Raw genomic sequence first — 15,525 nt, 5'->3', positions numbered from 1 at the left:
ATCAGAAGAACAGTGACGGATCGCCCGCCCGTTTGGTCAGGCGACCGTTTGCCATAATGCCCATGCTTTCCAACCAGCGTTCAAACTCCGGTGACGGGCGCAGGTTGAGTAACTGACGCACAGTGGCGGTATCGTGGAAGGCCGTAGTCTGGTAGTTGAGCATGATGTCATCACCCAGCGGCATCCCCATGATGTAGTTACAGCCTGCGGTGGCGAGCAAGATCATCAGGTTTTCGTTGAGGTTCTGGTCAGCGTCAGCGTGGTTGGTGTAGCAGCAGTCACAGCCCATAGAAATGCCGCTCAGTTTGCCCATAAAGTGATCTTCTAAGCCCGCACGGATAATCTGCCGGTCGTTGTAGAGATACTCTGGCCCAATAAAGCCCACTACGGTGTTGACGATAAACGGATCGTAATGACGTGCCAGCCCGTAGTTACGCGCTTCCATCGTTACCTGATCTGCGCCGAAGTTAGCGCCCGCCGATAGCGCAGAACCCTGCCCGGTTTCGAAGTAGAGGCAGTTTTCCCCGGCGATACGGTTGAACTCCGCGCCCACTGCGCGTGCTTCATCGAGCATCGCCAGCTCCACGCCAAACTCTTTCAGCCCTTTTTCGCTGCCGCAGATACTCTGGAAAATCAGCCCGCCTGGTGCGCCACGACGGATCGCTTCAATTTGGGTGGTGACGTGCGCCAGCACGCAGCCCTGGGTCGGAATGTTGAATTTGTCGATCACGCCATAGATGGTATCCAGCACGCGGCTTAAGTTTTCCACGTCGTCAGTCACCGGGTTAACGCCGATCACCGCATCGCCCACCCCGAAAGAAAGCCCTTCGTAGATTTGCGCGGCGATACTTTGCACGTCGTCACGGGTGTCATTTGGCTGCAAACGGGCGCTGAAGGTGCCCGGAATACCGATGGTGGTATTGGCCTTTTTGATCACCGGCATTTTCTTCGCGCCGTAGATCAGGTCCGCGTTAGAGCAAATCTTCGCTACCGCCGCGACCACTTCCGAGGTCAGCCCTTTGCGGGTAAAAGCAATGTCGTCAACGCTGGTTTCATCACTCAGCACATACTCACGCAGTTCGCTGATGCTCCAGTTTTTAATCTGGTTGTAGGCCGTTTCGTTAACGTCGTCCTGAATCAGTCGCGTCACGCAGTCATCTTCATAGGCAATCACCGGATTATTGCGGATGTCCGCTACGGTCATTTCCGACAACACCTGCTTTGCCGCCACGCGCTCCTGTGAGCTTGCCGCTGCAACGCCCGCCAGCACATCCCCCGAACGCAGTTCGTTGGCTTTAGCCAGCACCTCTTTTACATCCTTAAACTGATATACATTGCCGAACAATGTGGTCTTTAGTTTCATAAGTCGTTCCCTCAGGAAGGAAATGCGAGTGATTTCACCGTCACCGGCACAACCGATCCGCCAAAAAGAGGCGTACCAATGTCGATATAGTCCCCCGCGCGGACAATCACTTCGTCAATGACTGCCAACGGGAGTTGTTGTAGCTGTGGGCGCAACAACATGCCCAGAGCTTTACCAAAATCCTGCCCGGCCACCACCAGCAGGGGATGCGGATTCGGAAAACGCGCGACGAAATCGACCAGCGCGTTGATGACCGTCAGTACCGCGGCGTAACGCACAGGCAGCGAGGCGGGAAGCGCCAGCACGTACGCGTCAGTTTTGGGGCAAAGATCCAGCTGAATCAGCGCCTGTTGCCAGGCACTCACCAGATCCGTTTCATCAATTGGGATCGCCACCGGCAAATTGCGCAGCGGCAGTTGTACGCCCTCCAGCCAGATTGTGCTGCCAGAGAGCGAAAGGGTATGTGCACCCGCGCCAATCACCGTGGCGCGTACGGTTTGCGCCGGAAACTGCACGTTCATCTCACGCAGACGAGGATGCTCATGCAGCGCCGTTGCCAGAAGCGGGCCGATATCGGCAAAACAGAACGGGTCGGCGGGCTGGTGGCGATAACATTCGCCCACGCCGCCAGAAAGCGTAATGATTTCGGGCGTAACACCTGCGGGCAGCAAACCGGTTTGCATCAATGCCTGCGCGAGCGGCGAGAGCGTTCCGTCAATCACTTCGACAATCAGTTCCGCCATCCGCCGGGTAACCTGCACCAGCTGCGCGCCGGTCAGCGAACGGGCGTCAGTGCCTGCACCGAAGCACTCATCCACTATCATCTGCCCCGGTTTATGAGCGTAAACCACGCGCCCCTGGCTGTCGGTTTCCAGCAGGCGACCGCCGACGTTGAGGCAAGCGGTGCCGCTGATTTTTCCGGCATCGAACAAAGCGTAGTTCGCGGTGCCACCGCCAATATCGATATTCAGTACCCGACACAGCCGTTGTTCAGAAAGGGTTTGCGCCCCGGCACCGTGACCGGCGATCACGGATTCGAGATGCGGCCCGGCGCTGGCGACGACAAAATCGCCAAGCGACTGGGAGAGCGTCATCACCGCCGGGCGAGCATTGCGGGTTTTCGCGCTTTCACCGGTGATGATGATGGCACCAGAATCAACGCTTTCCGGCGCAATGCCCGCAGCCTGATATTGCTCGAGGATTAAGGTTTTCAGTTCCGCTTCTTTTAAACCGCCCAGTTTATCGACAGGGGTAAAGAACACCGGGCTTTGCCAGCTAATTTCGCGTTTGATGAATTCGTAGCGCGGCACCTGCGACACCGCCGCACGGTTAACCAGCTCCAGGTGGGAGAAGATCACCTGGGTGGTGGTAGTGCCGATATCGATACCGACGCTCAGTAGCTGGCGAGTGTTCACGATTGTGCCTCCGCTTCGGTTTTAGCCGCGGTCGCGTCTTCTTTTGGCACCAGCATCATCGCCACGCCAATCGCCGTAACGCCGCCGATCAACTTGCCGACAATCATCGGGAAGATCATGGCGTTCATGTTGGCAGCGGCGAAGCCTAAATGGTCACCCAGGGCGAAAGCAGCGGAAACGGCGAAGGCACAGTTGATCACTTTGCCGCGGGTATCCATCTGCTTCATCATGCCGAACATCGGGATGTTGTTGGCAAGCGTTGCCACCATGCCGGCTGCCGCGATGTTGTTCATATTCAGCACTTTACCGACGCTCATCAGCGGTTTTTCAAACCAGCGGGTCAGCAGCAGCACCATCGGATACGCCCCTAACAGCACGCAGGAGATAGAACCGATAACTTCAATGGCGCGCATCACTTCACCGGGTTTATCGCCAGGGGCCATAAAGATAGGATCCAGACCGGGGATCAGTTCCCAGCCAAGGAGGAATTTCACTACCGCGGCAGCAAGACCGAGGGTGATCAATGCAACGAGGAATTTGGCGAAGATCTGGAAGCCGTTGATCATTTTTTCCGGGATGAATTTCAGCCCCAGCGCCACCAGCACCGCAACGATAAGTACCGGGATCATGTTCATCAGGATCAGGGCAAAGGTGAATTCCACCGGCTGACCGTTGATCTGCACACCGGAGTACATAGCCACCAGACCACCAGCAATACAGCCAATCGGAATGGTCACAATGCCCGCCAGCACGCCGAGCGCCAGATAACGACGGTCAGAAGGTTCGATAATGCCGAGCGCCACCGGAATGGAAAACACAATCGTTGGCCCCATCATCGATCCGAGAATTAACCCAGAGTATAGCCACGCTGCCACATCGCCGCCCGCCAGCTCTTTCGCGAGGAAGAAGCCGCCCATGTCGCACGCCAGCAGTGTTCCAGCGAACATTGACGGGTTTGCGCCGAGCATTTCGTAAACCGGGATAATCACCGGCCCAAGTACGTGGGCCAGTACTGGTGCCAGTGCGGTCATACCGACCATCGCCAGGCCCAGTGCGCCCATTGCCATAAAGCCTTCTTCGAACTGGCCGCCCGATCCTTCGATACTTTTACCAAACTTACCGAGGAAACGAGCCGAACCGCCGAACTGCGACAAGATCCTGTCTACGGCAGCTATCAGCATAAAGAACATCATGATGTACATGATGATTTCGTTAATTCCCATCGCCTTTACTCCCTGTTAGTTGTAATTAATTGCCGGATGCGGCGTGAACGCCTTATCCGCCCTACATGTGTAATCCCCCAGGTCGGATAAGACGCGGCAAGCGTCGCATCCGGCACTTGCACCGCGCCATTGGCGGATGCGGCGTGAACGCCTTATCCGCCCTACATGTGCAATCCCCCAGGTCGGATAAGACGCGACAGGCGTCGCATCCGGCATTTATTGCGCCGCTGCGTACAAGCCGACAATCTGCTCCAGGCTGGCGGTACGCGGGTTGCTGCGCAGACAAATATCTTCCAGCGCGGCCTGCGCCCATGCGCCGTAATGCGCAGATGCCGCACCAACATCGCCCAGTCGTTTACCAATCCCGACTTCCGCAATCAGCTCACTTACCGCGTTAATAGCGTCACGATCGTCGGATTTTTTAGTTCGCAGCGCCCGACCAATCTGACTAAAGCGTTCACGACAGACCATCCGGTTAAACTCCATCACCGTGGGCAGCAGCATGGCGTTCGCCAGTCCGTGCGGAATATGCAGCGCCGCCCCCGGCTGATGCGCCATCGCGTGACATAACCCAAGTCCGGCACTGGAAAATGCCATTCCCGCCATGCATGAAGCCAGCAACATACTCTCGCGCGCGGCAAGGTCATGACCGTAACCCACTGCTTTCGGCAGTGATTTACCAATCATCGCAATTGCGCCAATCGCCAGGCTGTCTGTAAACGGTGTAGCGTTCAGCGCGCTGTACGCTTCAATGGCATGAGTTAACGCGTCGATACCGGTCATTGCCGTGACATGCGACGGCACACCTTCGGTCAGCGCGGCGTCGAGAATCGCCACATCCGGCATCAACGAGGCATGTGCTAACACCTGCTTGCGCCCGCTCACCGCGTCGATAATCACCGTTACATTGGTGGTTTCAGAGCCGGTTCCGGCGGTAGTTGGAATGGCAATCAACGGCAGGCGCGGTTGCAGAACGCTGGTTTCTGACATTTCTGCCAGCGTGCTGTCGGGGTTCGTCACCAGCAACGCAACGGCTTTTGCCGCATCCAGCACCGAGCCACCGCCAAACGCGATCACCCCGTCACAGCCTGATTCACGCAACTGCGCCACGGCGGCACACACGTCGTTGATGCACGGTTCGCCCACCGGACATGGCCAGAGCGTCATGGCGATGCCTTTAACAGCCAGGCTACGCGTCAGCCCAGCGGTCATCCCCGCCTGATGCAAAAAGCTGTCTGCCATCACGAACAGATGTTTCAGCCCACGCGTTTGTGCTTGCTGTCCGCAACTGCTCACCGCGCCCGGACCGCAAAGCGTCACCGGTGGAACGCTAAATGTTTTTACCCGTTGCAGATTCAGGGTATCGAACGCCTGAAAGAGCGCGGTCTGCAATTCATTTTGCATAGATCCCCTCCGCTTTCTCTCGCCCGCTACTGGCGATCGCCAGCGGGGTCATAAACAAACTGTGCTGCGGTAAATACACCTGTAACGCCGGGAATTGTTTGCGAAACAGCTCCGCCACGCCCGGTTGCATACAGGAACCGCCCGCCAGCCATAAATCAGTAATGCCCTGCCCTTCAATATGCCGGGCAACAATGTCCGCCATTTTTTCGTACACCGGCTTCACCGCAGGCCAAATCTCGTCACCGTGACCGCGCTTGTACTGCTCTGCCTCTTCCAGCGAAATACGGCGATTTCCGGCGAGAGTCAGAGAAATGTGATGTCCGCCGGTCGCTTCATCCGCTGAATAAGTCACCTTGCCCTTTTTCACGATGGCAATTCCGGTAGTGCCGCCGCCAATATCCACTACACCGGCGTTGTCCAGTTGCAGTAGATCCGCGACTGCGGTTGGCTCATCCAGCACATGGCTCACTTCCAGCCCGGCAGACTCCAGCACATTGATGGAAATACGCGGATCCGTACCTGGTGGAAATGAAGTCGCCGCACGGCTAAAACGGCGACCAAATTGCTGCTCGAGGGTATCGAGATGGCGACGAACAATCGTAACTGCACCGAAGAAATCCCAGACGATGCCGTCGCGTACCACATCGGCCCAGTCGAGGCATACCGCCACCGGCTGACCGTCGCCGTCGACAACCATCGACACCACATCGCAGGTGCCCAGATCCACCCCTAACCACAACGGAGACTCCGTGGTGGCGGGCGTCTGGTTACACAGCGTTGCCGCCGTTTGCAGACGCGGGGTAAGCCATTGTTCGTCGTGCGCCATCGGTTACTCCTTAAACAATGCGAAACGCATCGACTAATACACAGCGACGCAGACGGACAAACGTACGCGCGCTGGTTACCCCTTCACCGGTTGGCGTGGTGATGGTCATCGTGGTCCAGCCTTCCCCGCCCAGCCCCAGCCCGGCAATGCACGGTCCGTTCTTAACGAAAATACTGGTATCAATGGCGTTCGCCATTTGGTTCATGTTCTCGATATTGCGCGAGTGCATTGCCGCCGTGTGGTGGCAACCGCCTTCCAGTTTCACCGCCAGCGCAATGGCATCCGCCACGTTGGCGACGCGCACGACCGGCAGCACTGGCATCATCAGTTCGGTCACGGCAAACGGATGTTCTGCGGGGGTTTCTACAAACAGCAAGCGCGTTTCTTGCGGCACGTTCAGGCCGATTGCCGCCGCGATTTTCGCGGCATCGCGACCCACCCAGTCACGGCTGACGGTGCCTTTTCCGCGCTCATCAATATTTTTCAGCAACACCGGTTGTAACTGCTGTGCCTGTTCTGCGGTCAGTTTCACCGCTTGCTGGCCTTCCATCAGACGCATTAGTTCATCGGCTACGCTATCAACAACAATCAGTACCTTTTCATCGGCACAAATGATGTTGTTATCGAAAGAAGCGCCTTTGACGATAGACTGAGCGGCACGGGCGAGGTCGGCGGTTTCATCCACCACCACCGGCGGGTTGCCAGCACCTGCGGCAATCAGACGTTTATTGGTGTGTTTGCGCGCCGCTTCCACCACCGCTTCGCCGCCGGTCACCACCAACAGACCGATGCCCGGAAACTTGAATAAGCGTTGCGCGGTTTCGATATCTGGATTTGCCACAGTAACCAGTAAGTTTTCCGGCCCGCCTGCGGCAACAATCGCCTGGTTGAGCAACGTAATAGCCCGTTGAGAGACTTTTTTCGCCGCCGGATGCGGGGCAAAAATGACGCTGTTGCCCGCGGCAATCAGGCTGATGGCGTTATTAATTACGGTTGCCGCCGGGTTAGTGGAAGGCGTCACCGAAGCCACCACGCCCCAGGGCGCGTTTTCAATTAAAGTCAGGCCGTTGTCACCGGTCAGCACCTGTGGAGAGAGGCACTCAACGCCTGGCGTACCGCGTGCCTGAGCGACGTTTTTGGCAAATTTATCTTCTACGCGGCCCATACCCGTTTCACTGACGGCAAGTTCCGCTAAATCTCTGGCGTGTTTTTCGCCTGCTTCACGAATAGCAGCAATGGCTAACTGGCGCATTGCCACGCTTTTTAACCCTTGCTGGGCAATTTTGGCCGCCGCAACGGCGTCATCCAGGGAAGCAAAAACGCCCATCTCATGAACGGCGGCGGGCGACGTGTCACTGCTTTGCATTTTCAGCAGTACCGCTTTCACCACCTGTTCAATATCCTGTTGATTCATGATGTTCTGCCTTATTTGTGGAAAATTACCTGACCGCCAGAGACCACCTCATCGACAATGCCAATTACGCACAGATCGACCGGTGACGTTTCGCTTTTATGCGCCTGGCGGGCGGAACTGCCACTCACCAGCAACACCCACTCCCCGGTTCCCGCGCCAATATTGTCGATGGCGACAGCACATTGCCCATCAGGATTACCTTGTGGATCAATCATTTCCACCATCAGCAATTTGTCATGCGCCAGTCCGTGATGGCGTACGGTACAAACAATTTGTCCAGTGACGACTGCCAGTTTCATACCCGCCTCCGTGGCGTATTTCAGGTAAAAGCTCTCCTTACCCTCCGCGGAAGGTAAAAGAAAACGGAGAGAGCGTGACGCCCGGATCGACGTCACACAGGGTGATTACAGGTTGCTGCTATCGCCTTTCAGGCCGATCGGGAAGACCTCTTCCAGATCGCCGTGCGGACGCGGAATAACATGTACGGATACCAGTTCACCGATACGCTGTGCCGCTGCGGCACCGGCATCGGTCGCGGCTTTACAGGCTGCAACATCACCGCGAACCATGGCAGTACACAGGCCGCCGCCAATCTGCTTAACACCAACCAGCTTGACGCGCGCAGCTTTCACCATCGCGTCAGAAGCCTCAATCAGTGCAACCAGGCCCCGGGTTTCGATCATTCCTAATGCTTCCATTGTGCTTTCCTCTTTATCAGGGTCCAGAACGGGACCGTTCATTCAACCAGTGTTTGTAAACTGCTTTCGCGGTTCACTTCTGTCTGACGCGGCACAGCTGCCACCAGCGCCAGCTCGATAATTTCCTGCACGCTACAACCACGAGAGAGATCGTGCATCGGCGCGGCAAGTCCTTGTATCAATGGCCCGACGGCACGATATCCGCCAAGTCGTTGTGCGATTTTGTAGCCAATATTTCCCGCCTCCAGCGACGGAAAAACCATCACATTGGCTTTGCCCTGTAGCGGGCTGGCTGGCGCTTTTTGCGCCGCCACTTCCGGCACAAAGGCGGCGTCAAACTGCAACTCGCCATCGACGACCAGCTTTGGTGCGCGCTCACGGACGATTTCTGTCGCTTGCTGCACGTTGGCAACGCAGGGGTGACGGGCGCTGCCGTTACTGGAAAACGACAACATCGCCACGCGCGGCTCTTCTCCAGTGATGGCTCGCCAGGTTTCGGCGCTGGCAAGCGCGATATCCGCCAGTTGTGCCGCCGTCGGCTGTGGCACTACGCTGCAATCGGCAAAGCCCAACGCTGGACCGCTGTACTGTGGCAGCATCAGGAAAATGGAAGAGAGCGTTTTACAGCCTGGCTGCAAGCCGATAACGCGTAATCCGGCACGCAGCACATTCGCCGTGGAAGAGAGGTTGCCCGCAATACAGACATCCGCTTTACCGGCGCTGACCATTGCGGCAGCGAACATCAGCGGATCGGTGAGTTTTTCCAGCGCATCCGGCGGCGTTTTTTCTCCCGCACGGGCCAGCCAGCGGAGAGCAAATTCTTCCCGCATTGCGAGGTTGCCATGCGGATCTATCACCTGTAGCCCGTCCATCGCCATGCCGTGACTGAGCGCAAACTGACGAAGTTCAAACGGATTGGCGACCAGAATGGGCGTTGCCAGACCTTGTTGATGTAAATATTGCGCAGCTTTCAGCACGCGTTGGTCTAACGCATCAGGAAAAACCACTCTGGCGGGCGCTCGCAACGCCAGTTCACGACAACGTTCAATAATCATTGCGTTTCCCCCAGTCGTTGTTGGATCTGCTTCACCGTTAGCGGCTGCTTCGTTACGCTCAAAATCATCATCACGTAAACCGTGCTGGAAAGGCGGTTCAGCGCCTGCAAGATGTCCGGGCGTAATACTTCAAAACTACGGGTAATAAACACCTGCGCCGCGACGGTTTCGGTTTCCCGCACTTTGGTGCGTAGCAGATTCAGCAACGCCGCATCGCGTCCGTGGCTGGCTTCCGGCACCAGATGATCGTGGTCGAGATAACGCAGTGGCTGGTGAGAAAGTCGATGCAGATCTTCGTCAGAAAACCCGACAATCGCCTGGCAGCCCAGCGGTTCGCCCAACACATCGGCACGCATAATGTTGCCAAGACGCGAACGGATATCCGCCAGCCACGGCTGCCACGGTTCTGTCAGTTCAATTTGCAGCCACACTACCAGCGCAATGGTGCTGTCGAGAACAGCGCGAAAACCCAGGCGCGGATCGCTTTTGGCGACCATTTTTTCCGCCGACAGGTGAGTCAGCGTGTCCGGCTTTTTCGCCACTGGCTGGTGACACAGTTCGCAGCACGCCTGCGGATGTTCATCACTACTGGTCAGCACGTGAACGGGCTGTAGCTGCTGCTGTTCATCGTCAACAAACAGGCGGCCCTGCTCGTCAATAAACTTGATGCGCAGATGGCGGCTTTCCAGTAACTCCCGGGCAGAGGGCGTCAGGCGACTGTCCGCAGGGAGATGGATCTCTGCGCCTTCGCTGAGCGTATGGTTCGCTCTTAGCCATGCTTCGGTGATGAAATCTTTCATAGGGATTGCCAGTTAGCCGGCCAGGCGACATACAGGAATTTCACACTGGATGTCGTACCAAATTCGATGCTGGAACCTTTCGGGATAAACATCACGTCGCCTGCTTTAGCGATCATGGTTTCGCCTTCATGGCGAACATGAAGCTCCCCTTCCAGTACCATGTCGATTTCGTCGTAGTTCAGGGTCCACGGGAAGAAGGCGTTCTCCCACTGCATAAAACCGGCGGCCATGCTGCTGCCGTCGTCTCCGGTCACGAGATCAGTCAAGCCTACGCAGTGCGGTTCCGCGCCATCGAAACGACCAAACTTCACGCTGCTGCCATCAATAACTTTGATGCCGCCTTTGCCGGTCACCGATTTAAAACTCGGCTGCATTGCCCCCTGCTCCAGCGACTGTTTTTCCTTCATCACTTTTTCCATCAGCTGCGCGACCAGGCTTTCGGTAAACTGGCCTTCCGGCAGCTGGGCGATGATGGTTTCGCGGATACGCTGGCTTTCAGTTTTATCGGCAGGCACGCTGACGGGAACAGATGCCGCTACTGGCGTCGATTCAGTGCATTCGGTGATGGTAAACCCCAGCAAGTCCGCCACTTCGCGGGCTTCCGGGGTAATAATGCTGGCGCGCAGAACCACAGACATTGCCTGTTCGCCGCGCGCATGTGCTTCACGAATATCATTCGCTGTGATGAGTTTTTTCACCTGCTTCCTCCTGTTCGGTGAGAGATGCCAGATAATTCACCAGTTGCTGCACGCTTTGCGGGTCGTGGCTGTTTAGCTCGAAAATCGGCTCTTCAAAACCAGTTTCAAGCAATAACTTTCGCGTTGCTGCGACGTCAGCATCCGGCATGTCCGTTTTACTGATGACGGCGATTTGCCGTTTGCTGGCACCAATATCCAGCAACCCGGCAGGCAATCGGCTTTCCGGGTCATTCGCGCCGTGGACATAAATCAGCATGTCCACATCCTGTAGCGTGGTAATTAAGGCGTGATACCAGCGGGGATGGCTAAAATATTCACCCGGCGTATCAATATCGCCCTTATCATTAAATTCCACGGCCTGTGTTTTTCTGGCGAGGGTATAATTCCCCTGCAACGCATTAAATAACGTTGTTTTTCCTGCCCCGACGGTACCCACAAACGCAATTCGTTTCATGAATGCCTAGTATTAACTTTTGGTCATTTCACAAAGCGTATAATTTAATAAGCGACCTAAACCACTGACGGTTTGTGATAACGCTTCTTCTACTGCACCCACCGAGCCATAAATCACCAGCGCGCCGCTAAAACGGTCGAGAAAACCGATATGCACATCGGCGGCTTTCAGCGCTAAATCACCGGCGATCATCGCCGTTTCGCCGGGTGTTAGCGTCATAATGCCGATTGCGCCCGCATCCGGAACGCCGATTTTCTTCGCCAGTTCCTCGCCGGGATGCGCGATGAGATGCGCCAGTGTGACCTGTTTGCCGGGCACAAATTCCTGAATGATGCGTTCTTTATCCATGAGTCGCCGCCTGTGAAAAACTTGCGTGTATCGTGACAATTTTTCGTCAGAGTAAATAACAAAATTCGGCAAGCGCGTTTAAAAGGTGAGGTAGATCACTAAGAATGGAGAGATATTTACTGTGATGCATAAACTTTCATATGCAACGCATGAATATAAATAAAATAATATCGAGATAGTTTATATGCTGCTTTTTTATTACTCGAAAACTTAGTAATAAGCTTTACTAATATATTGCAGTAAAACCGCTTACCCTGAATATTCAGGGTAAGCGTGAGAGTTAAGAATGAATTACAGCGGTTGGGTTTGCGCTTCAACCACGGCCAGCGCCACCATGTTGACGATACGACGTACGGATGCGATTGGTGTTAACACGTGAACCGGTTTCGCCACACCCATCAGCACCGGACCGACAGTCACACCTTCCGAGCTGGAAACGCGCAGTAAGTTGTAACTAATACGGGCAGCTTCCATGTTCGGCATCACCAGAATATTGGCGGAACCTTTCAAAGGGCTGTCCGGCATACGATCGCTGCGAATCGCTTCCACCAGCGCTGCATCGCCGTGCATTTCACCATCAATCATCAGTTCTGGCGCACGCTCTCTGACCAGTTCCAGCGCTTGACGCATTTTGCTCGACGACGGGCAGTCAGAAGAACCAAAGTTGGAGTGTGACAACAGAGCCACACGCGGCTCAATACCAAAACGACGAACAGTTTCTGCCGCCATCAAGGTGATCTCCGCCAACTCTTCTGCGTCTGGCTCGTCATTGACGTAGGTATCGGCAATAAAAGTGTTACCACTCGGCAATAGCAGCGCGTTCATTGCGCCTGCGGTGTGAACGCCATCGCGATAACCAAAGACATTTTTCACCACGCTGAAGTGTTCATGATAATCGCCCACCGTACCGCAAATCATTGCATCGGCTTCGCCACGCTGAACCATGATCGCGCCGATCACTGTCGGGTTACTGATCAGTGCCCGCTGCGCCTGCTCCTGAGTTACACCACGGCGCTTCATGATCTGGAAGTATTCGGTCCAGTATTCTTTAAAACGCGGATCGGATTCGTTATTGACGATCTCAAAATCAACGCCCGCTTTGATCTGCAAGCCCAGTTTTTGAATGCGCATTTCGATCACGTTCGGACGACCGATAAGGATCGGTTTCGCCAGTCCCAGAGTCACCAGTTCCTGAGTAGCATGCAGAACGCGTGCCTCTTCCCCTTCCGGTAAAACAACGCGCTTCGGCGCTTTGCGGGCCTGGGAGAAAATCGGCTTCATAAACAGGTTGGTTTTGTAAACGAACTCAGTCAGCTTGTCGATGTAGACGTCGAAATCAGCAATCGGACGCGTCGCCACACCCGACTCCATCGCCGCTTTAGCGACCGCAGGAGCGATCTTAACGATCAAACGCGGATCAAACGGTTTTGGAATGATGTATTCCGGGCCGAAGCTCAGATCTTGATCGCCATACGCCGAAGCAACGACTTCGCTCTGTTCCGCATGGGCCAGTTCTGCAATCGCGCGTACCGCCGCCAGTTTCATTTCCTCGTTGATGGCAGTTGCACCAACGTCCAACGCGCCACGGAAGATGAATGGGAAGCAAAGCACGTTATTAACCTGGTTCGGGTAGTCGGAACGGCCGGTACAGATGATGGCATCCGGACGCACTTCTTTCGCCAGCGGCGGCAGAATTTCTGGTTCCGGGTTCGCAAGCGCCAGGATCATCGGCGCACGAGCCATTTTCTTAACCATTTCCTGGGTCAGCACTTTCGGGCCGGAACAGCCCAGGAAAATATCCGCGCCTTCAATTACATCATCGAGGGTACGTTTGCCGTCATCTACCACCGCATATGCGGCTTTGGTTTCCGCCATATTTGGCTCACGGCCCTGATAGATAACGCCTTTTGAATCACAAACCACGATGTTATGTTTTTGCAGCCCCAGCGCCACCAGCAGGTTCATACAGGCAATTGCTGCTGCACCCGCGCCGGAAACCACCATCCGCACGTCGGAGATGTTTTTCTCCACCACGCGCAATCCGTTGAGGATGGCTGCAGTGCTGATAATTGCCGTGCCGTGCTGATCGTCGTGGAATACTGGAATATTCATCCGCTCGCGCAGTTTCTGTTCAATATAGAAACATTCTGGCGCTTTAATGTCTTCGAGGTTGATGCCGCCGAAGGTCGGTTCGAGCGCAGCGACAACTTCAATAAATTTGTCCGGGTCAAGTTCATCAACTTCAATGTCAAATACATCAATCCCGGCGAATTTCTTAAACAGAACGCCCTTGCCTTCCATCACCGGTTTGCCTGCCAGCGCGCCAATGTTGCCTAACCCCAGCACCGCCGTACCGTTAGAGATCACCGCCACCAGGTTACCACGAGCGGTATATTTGTAGGCTTTTAACGGGTCTTTTTCGATTTCAAGACAAGGTGCGGCAACGCCTGGTGAGTAGGCCAGCGCCAGATCGCGCTGCGTTGCCAGAGGCTTGGTTGGAGAAACCTGGATTTTCCCTGGAACTGGAAATTCATGGAAATCAAGTGCACTTTGTTTTAACTGGTCATCCATTTGGTTGTTCCTTTCACGTAACGTTCACAAATAAAGTGTGTGGGCAACAGCCCCTGCCCACAACGTGGCGCACATTATTACCTTGCCGGAGTCTACAGACTTTGAGCAAGTCCAAACTCTCACCATTAACATAATGTTTTGGTAATAATCCTATAACACTGATGTTACCTGCTTAATCCAGCAATACCATGCCTGTCTGCTATGCTTTTTTGATGCGTTTAGCGAAATTTCTCAGAAGTGTGAATTAACGCACTCATCTAACACTTTACTTTTCAAGGAGTATTTCCTATGAACGAGTTAGACGGCATCAAACAGTTCACCACTGTCGTGGCAGACAGCGGCGATATTGAATCCATTCGCCATTATCATCCCCAGGATGCCACCACCAATCCTTCGCTGTTACTCAAGGCTGCCGGATTATCACAATATGAGCATTTAATAGACGATGCTATCGCCTGGGGTAAAAAAAATGGCAAGACCCAGGAACAACAGGTGGTCGCTGCATGTGACAAACTGGCGGTCAATTTCGGCACTGAAATTCTCAAAATCGTACCCGGTCGCGTGTCAACAGAAGTTGATGCTCGCCTCTCTTTTGATAAAGAAAAAAGTATTGAGAAGGCGCGCCATTTGGTGGACTTGTATCAGCAACAAGGCGTTGAGAAATCACGTATTCTGATCAAGCTGGCTTCAACCTGGGAAGGAATTCGCGCGGCAGAAGAACTGGAAAAAGAAGGTATTAACTGCAACCTGACGCTACTGTTTTCTTTTGCTCAGGCGCGGGCCTGTGCAGAAGCAGGCGTTTTTCTGATTTCGCCGTTTGTCGGGCGTATTTATGACTGGTATCAGGCGCGTAAGCCGATGGACCCGTATGTGGTGGAAGAAGATCCGGGCGTTAAGTCAGTGCGCAATATCTACGACTACTATAAGCAACACCACTACGAAACCATTGTAATGGGCGCGAGCTTCCGTCGCACCGAACAAATCCTCGCCTTAACCGGCTGCGATCGACTGACTATTGCGCCGAATTTGCTGAAGGAGCTGCAGGAAAAAGTTTCTCCAGTAGTGCGCAAATTAATCCCGCCTTCTCAGACGTTCCCACGCCCAGCCCCGATGAGCGAAGCGGAGTTCCGTTGGGAGCACAATCAGGATGCAATGGCGGTAGAAAAACTCTCTGAAGGCATCCGCCTGTTCGCCGTTGATCAACGCAAACTGGAAGATCTTCTTGCCGTCAAACTATAAACCAGCCACGGAGTGTT

General features: G+C 54.8%; 15 protein-coding genes. 1 reads left to right on the top strand and 14 read right to left on the bottom strand.

All coding sequences use genetic code 11. The features are described from left to right. Position 1: 1 nt before the first annotated feature. The 14 genes from eutB to maeB form a co-directional block, all read right to left on the bottom strand. Positions 2-1,363 (bottom strand): ethanolamine ammonia-lyase subunit alpha, encoded by a 1,362-nt coding sequence (eutB, locus tag BEB54_RS11855; protein WP_000769961.1) that lies wholly within the window; start codon positions 1,361-1,363, stop codon positions 2-4. A gap of 11 nt (positions 1,364-1,374) precedes the next feature. Next, positions 1,375-2,778 (bottom strand): ethanolamine ammonia-lyase reactivating factor EutA, encoded by a 1,404-nt coding sequence (gene eutA / locus BEB54_RS11850; protein WP_001097435.1) that lies wholly within the window; start codon positions 2,776-2,778, stop codon positions 1,375-1,377. Beyond that, positions 2,775-4,001, bottom strand: coding sequence for an ethanolamine utilization protein EutH (gene eutH, locus BEB54_RS11845; RefSeq protein WP_000512386.1), 1,227 nt, complete (start codon positions 3,999-4,001; stop codon positions 2,775-2,777). Before eutH ends, eutA begins: the two co-directional genes overlap by 4 nt. A gap of 216 nt (positions 4,002-4,217) precedes the next feature. Further along, the gene (gene eutG, locus BEB54_RS11840) at positions 4,218-5,405 is read right to left on the bottom strand and encodes an ethanolamine utilization ethanol dehydrogenase EutG (RefSeq protein WP_105277650.1); all 1,188 of its coding nucleotides are present in this window, start codon (positions 5,403-5,405) and stop codon (positions 4,218-4,220) included. Beyond that, positions 5,395-6,231 carry an ethanolamine utilization protein EutJ gene (gene eutJ, locus BEB54_RS11835; RefSeq protein ID WP_105277649.1) on the bottom strand — a complete coding sequence of 279 codons (837 nt, stop codon included), beginning with the start codon at positions 6,229-6,231 and terminating at the stop codon, positions 5,395-5,397. Before eutJ ends, eutG begins: the two co-directional genes overlap by 11 nt. A gap of 10 nt (positions 6,232-6,241) precedes the next feature. Beyond that, positions 6,242-7,645, bottom strand: a complete 1,404-nt coding sequence (locus BEB54_RS11830; protein WP_105277648.1) for an aldehyde dehydrogenase family protein — start codon at positions 7,643-7,645, stop codon at positions 6,242-6,244. 11 nt (positions 7,646-7,656) lie between these two features. Next, a complete protein-coding gene (gene eutN / locus BEB54_RS11825; protein ID WP_000762196.1) occupies positions 7,657-7,944 on the bottom strand; it encodes an ethanolamine utilization microcompartment protein EutN in 288 nt (95 codons plus the stop codon). A gap of 105 nt (positions 7,945-8,049) precedes the next feature. Next, positions 8,050-8,343 carry an ethanolamine utilization microcompartment protein EutM gene (gene eutM, locus BEB54_RS11820; protein WP_000387713.1) on the bottom strand — a complete coding sequence of 98 codons (294 nt, stop codon included), beginning with the start codon at positions 8,341-8,343 and terminating at the stop codon, positions 8,050-8,052. Between the two features lie 38 nt (positions 8,344-8,381). Then, positions 8,382-9,398 carry a phosphate acetyltransferase gene (gene pta / locus BEB54_RS11815; RefSeq protein WP_105277647.1) on the bottom strand — a complete coding sequence of 339 codons (1,017 nt, stop codon included), beginning with the start codon at positions 9,396-9,398 and terminating at the stop codon, positions 8,382-8,384. Beyond that, entirely contained in the window at positions 9,395-10,198 is an 804-nt protein-coding gene (eutT, locus tag BEB54_RS11810; protein WP_000651275.1) for an ethanolamine utilization cob(I)yrinic acid a,c-diamide adenosyltransferase EutT, read from the bottom strand. The genes pta and eutT overlap by 4 nt, the downstream gene beginning before the upstream one ends. Next, positions 10,195-10,896 (bottom strand): ethanolamine utilization acetate kinase EutQ, encoded by a 702-nt coding sequence (gene eutQ / locus BEB54_RS11805; protein ID WP_000733930.1) that lies wholly within the window; start codon positions 10,894-10,896, stop codon positions 10,195-10,197. Before eutQ ends, eutT begins: the two co-directional genes overlap by 4 nt. Next, positions 10,871-11,350: an ethanolamine utilization acetate kinase EutP gene (gene eutP, locus BEB54_RS11800; protein ID WP_032184851.1), complete on the bottom strand. Its 480-nt coding sequence runs from the start codon at positions 11,348-11,350 to the stop codon at positions 10,871-10,873. Before eutP ends, eutQ begins: the two co-directional genes overlap by 26 nt. Positions 11,351-11,362: 12 nt before the next feature. Beyond that, positions 11,363-11,698, bottom strand: a complete 336-nt coding sequence (gene eutS / locus BEB54_RS11795; RefSeq protein ID WP_000356956.1) for an ethanolamine utilization microcompartment protein EutS — start codon at positions 11,696-11,698, stop codon at positions 11,363-11,365. 291 nt (positions 11,699-11,989) lie between these two features. Beyond that, complete coding sequence (gene maeB / locus BEB54_RS11790) at positions 11,990-14,269, bottom strand: NADP-dependent oxaloacetate-decarboxylating malate dehydrogenase (RefSeq protein ID WP_000342645.1); 2,280 nt, start codon at positions 14,267-14,269, stop codon at positions 11,990-11,992. A gap of 288 nt (positions 14,270-14,557) precedes the next feature. On the opposite strand from maeB, the gene tal reads away from it, so the two are divergent. Next, positions 14,558-15,508 carry a transaldolase gene (gene tal / locus BEB54_RS11785; protein WP_001003725.1) on the top strand — a complete coding sequence of 317 codons (951 nt, stop codon included), beginning with the start codon at positions 14,558-14,560 and terminating at the stop codon, positions 15,506-15,508. The last annotated feature ends 17 nt before the right edge of the window (positions 15,509-15,525 follow it).

It is taken from the genome of Escherichia sp. MOD1-EC6021, from assembly GCF_002965245.1.
Classification (GTDB): Bacteria; Pseudomonadota; Gammaproteobacteria; order Enterobacterales; family Enterobacteriaceae; genus Escherichia; species Escherichia coli_F.
The sequence above is the reverse complement of the archived record's forward strand: the minus strand, read 5'-3'. Positions and strand labels throughout refer to the sequence as shown.

What these genes read in the sequence shown, in the direction of transcription:
- eutB (WP_000769961.1), bottom strand. Translation starts at nt 1,363, where the DNA reads ATGAAACTAAAGACCACATTGTTCGGCAATGTATATCAGTTTAAGGAT.
- eutH (WP_000512386.1), bottom strand. Translation starts at nt 4,001, where the DNA reads ATGGGAATTAACGAAATCATCATGTACATCATGATGTTCTTTATGCTG.
- eutG (WP_105277650.1), bottom strand. Translation starts at nt 5,405, where the DNA reads ATGCAAAATGAATTGCAGACCGCGCTCTTTCAGGCGTTCGATACCCTG.
- eutJ (WP_105277649.1), bottom strand. Translation starts at nt 6,231, where the DNA reads ATGGCGCACGACGAACAATGGCTTACCCCGCGTCTGCAAACGGCGGCA.
- BEB54_RS11830 (WP_105277648.1), bottom strand. Translation starts at nt 7,645, where the DNA reads ATGAATCAACAGGATATTGAACAGGTGGTGAAAGCGGTACTGCTGAAA.
- eutN (WP_000762196.1), bottom strand. Translation starts at nt 7,944, where the DNA reads ATGAAACTGGCAGTCGTCACTGGACAAATTGTTTGTACCGTACGCCAT.
- eutM (WP_000387713.1), bottom strand. Translation starts at nt 8,343, where the DNA reads ATGGAAGCATTAGGAATGATCGAAACCCGGGGCCTGGTTGCACTGATT.
- pta (WP_105277647.1), bottom strand. Translation starts at nt 9,398, where the DNA reads ATGATTATTGAACGTTGTCGTGAACTGGCGTTGCGAGCGCCCGCCAGA.
- eutT (WP_000651275.1), bottom strand. Translation starts at nt 10,198, where the DNA reads ATGAAAGATTTCATCACCGAAGCATGGCTAAGAGCGAACCATACGCTC.
- eutP (WP_032184851.1), bottom strand. Translation starts at nt 11,350, where the DNA reads ATGAAACGAATTGCGTTTGTGGGTACCGTCGGGGCAGGAAAAACAACG.
- eutS (WP_000356956.1), bottom strand. Translation starts at nt 11,698, where the DNA reads ATGGATAAAGAACGCATCATTCAGGAATTTGTGCCCGGCAAACAGGTC.
- maeB (WP_000342645.1), bottom strand. Translation starts at nt 14,269, where the DNA reads ATGGATGACCAGTTAAAACAAAGTGCACTTGATTTCCATGAATTTCCA.
- tal (WP_001003725.1), top strand. Translation starts at nt 14,558, where the DNA reads ATGAACGAGTTAGACGGCATCAAACAGTTCACCACTGTCGTGGCAGAC.